Below are 1,928 nucleotides of genomic sequence, written 5' to 3'. Positions count from 1 at the left end.
TCAAGGGCATCGAGTTCGTCGCCGACTTCGCCGACGTCGGTGGCGGGCACGGCGGCTACAACCAGGATCACGAGTTCTTCGGCTATCGGCAGTCGATCTGACGCACGGAAAGGCCTGTCATGAACACCTCTCTGACCGCACTCGCCCGCGAACAACTGGAGCTCGCCGTCGCGGCGACCAGCGGCCGTAGCGCTCACACAGTCTTCGGCGGGAGCGCGCATCTCCTCCGGCAGACAGTCATCGCGCTCGCCTCCGGCCGCATGCTCGACGAGCACAGCAACCCGGGCGACGCCACCGTGCACGTCCTTCACGGACGCGTCCGGCTTGCGTCAGGTGACGACCACTGGGATGGCGCGGCGGGACATCTGATCGCCGTGCCCGACGCCACTCACAGCCTGGAAGCGCTGGAGGACTCGGTCGTTCTCCTTACCGTCGTCAACCGCGACTGATCGCGTCGGTCGGCTTCTTCACACCCAGCGCTCCGAGACACCCACTGACTACCCTGACCTGATGACCATCCTGATCGACCCGCCGCTGGTTCCGTGGCGCGGGCGGATGTGGTCGCACCTCGCCTCGGACGAGTCGTACGAAGAGTTGCACGCCTTCGCCGAGGCGCTCGGCGTACCGAAGCGGGGGTTCGACTGGGACCACTACGACATCCCGGGGGAGTACTTCGACCGGGCCGTTGCGGCCGGCGCGGTGCCGGTGCGGAGCCGGGAGTTGGTGCAGCGCCTCATTTCGGCCGGGCTGAGGCGGCGCAAGCGCTCCGCCTGAGACGCAACGCGCAACCCGACCGCCGTCAGGTCAGGGCTGCGATCTCGTTCCTCAGGTTCTCCCGCGCGCGCCGGTCCCACTCGCGCCGGGCGTGCTGCGTCCTGAAGAGTGCACCGCGGGCGAGCAGCTCTTCGAGCACGGCGCGGCGCCCGGCCCGGAAGTCGGCGTCTGGCACGAAGTCGTAGTCGCGGCGTACGCCGTCTGAGTACTCCTGATAGCGAGCCGGGTCGGCGGCAAGGATCGCCAGGTCTGCGTCGCAGAGCACCTGCCCGGGGTGGTCATCGGAGGCCGGATCGTGGGTCGTCGTGAGACGGACAAGGCGGGCCACCTCGGCCACATCGACCCCGGTCCCGCGTAATTCTCGCTCGGCCAGTTGTGCCGAACGCTCCTCGTCGTCCGGGCCGCCCTCGTAGATCGCGTCGTGGTACCAGGCAGCGAGGACGACCTCGTGGTTCGAGCTCTCGCCGAGCTCGTCGATGCGCTCGAGTACCTCGGCGAGATGTCGGACATCGTGATAGCCGCGGTCGGTGGAGTACGCAGTCAGCAGCTGGTCGCGAAGCGCCAGGTGGTCTGCGAGTGGCCAGTAGAGCTCGGGCATGGCTGAACGGTAAGGCCGCGAGGTCGTGGCGCGCTGTGACCGGCAGATCGGCCTACCTGCGCTGGGGTTGATCAGTCCCCGAAGGATCGCGGAATGCTGGTAGGACCGCGACCTCTCGACGGCTTCCGTCGCGAGAGGCGTCGGCGGGGGTTGATCAGTTCGCCGTACTTGCGGTTGGAGTGGACGACATCCGCAATCGTTACCACCACCACGATGATCAAGAACGTAAGAATCATGGCTGCTCCCCGTTATCCGGGCGGCTGCGTCCATGCGGGTTGTCCAACACCGGCGAAGTCGCGTGATGGGATCAGAGTCGTCCCGGAACTCGCCCGCCTGCCAGCAATTGTGAGGCAGGCCACAGGGTGGTGGCTGGTCTGCACCATCGCCTGGGAATCAGCCCATCGGATCTGCGGTCGTTTCGACCTAGGTTGGTGGGCATGTCCCTTCTGATGTCGCGCCGCGACCTCGAGTTCCTGCTCTACGAATGGCTCGACGTCGAGGAGCTCACGACCCGCAAGCGGTACGCCGACCACTCCCGCGAGACCTTCGACGCCAC

The 1,928-nt window shown here is 66.9% G+C and carries 3 protein-coding genes; 2 read left to right on the top strand and 1 reads right to left on the bottom strand.

Going from position 1 to position 1,928, the window contains the following annotated elements; all coding sequences use genetic code 11:
- Positions 1-119: 119 nt before the first annotated feature.
- Together V6M46_RS16010 and V6M46_RS16005 are read left to right on the top strand one after the other, a co-directional pair.
- Positions 120-449 (top strand): cupin domain-containing protein, encoded by a 330-nt coding sequence (locus V6M46_RS16010; RefSeq protein WP_332666873.1) that lies wholly within the window; start codon positions 120-122, stop codon positions 447-449.
- A 61-nt stretch (positions 450-510) separates the two neighbouring features.
- The gene (locus tag V6M46_RS16005; protein ID WP_332666871.1) at positions 511-774 is read left to right on the top strand and encodes a DUF4031 domain-containing protein; all 264 of its coding nucleotides are present in this window, start codon (positions 511-513) and stop codon (positions 772-774) included.
- A gap of 25 nt (positions 775-799) precedes the next feature.
- Here the strand turns inward: V6M46_RS16005 and V6M46_RS16000 are convergent, their stop codons facing one another.
- Positions 800-1,372: an HD domain-containing protein gene (locus V6M46_RS16000; RefSeq protein ID WP_332666869.1), complete on the bottom strand. Its 573-nt coding sequence runs from the start codon at positions 1,370-1,372 to the stop codon at positions 800-802.
- Positions 1,373-1,928 lie beyond the last annotated feature (556 nt).

This window comes from Aeromicrobium sp., from assembly GCF_036676885.1.
Classification (GTDB): Bacteria; Actinomycetota; Actinomycetes; order Propionibacteriales; family Nocardioidaceae; genus Aeromicrobium.
Note: the sequence above shows the minus strand (reverse complement) of the source record. Positions and strands in the feature narration are given on the sequence as shown.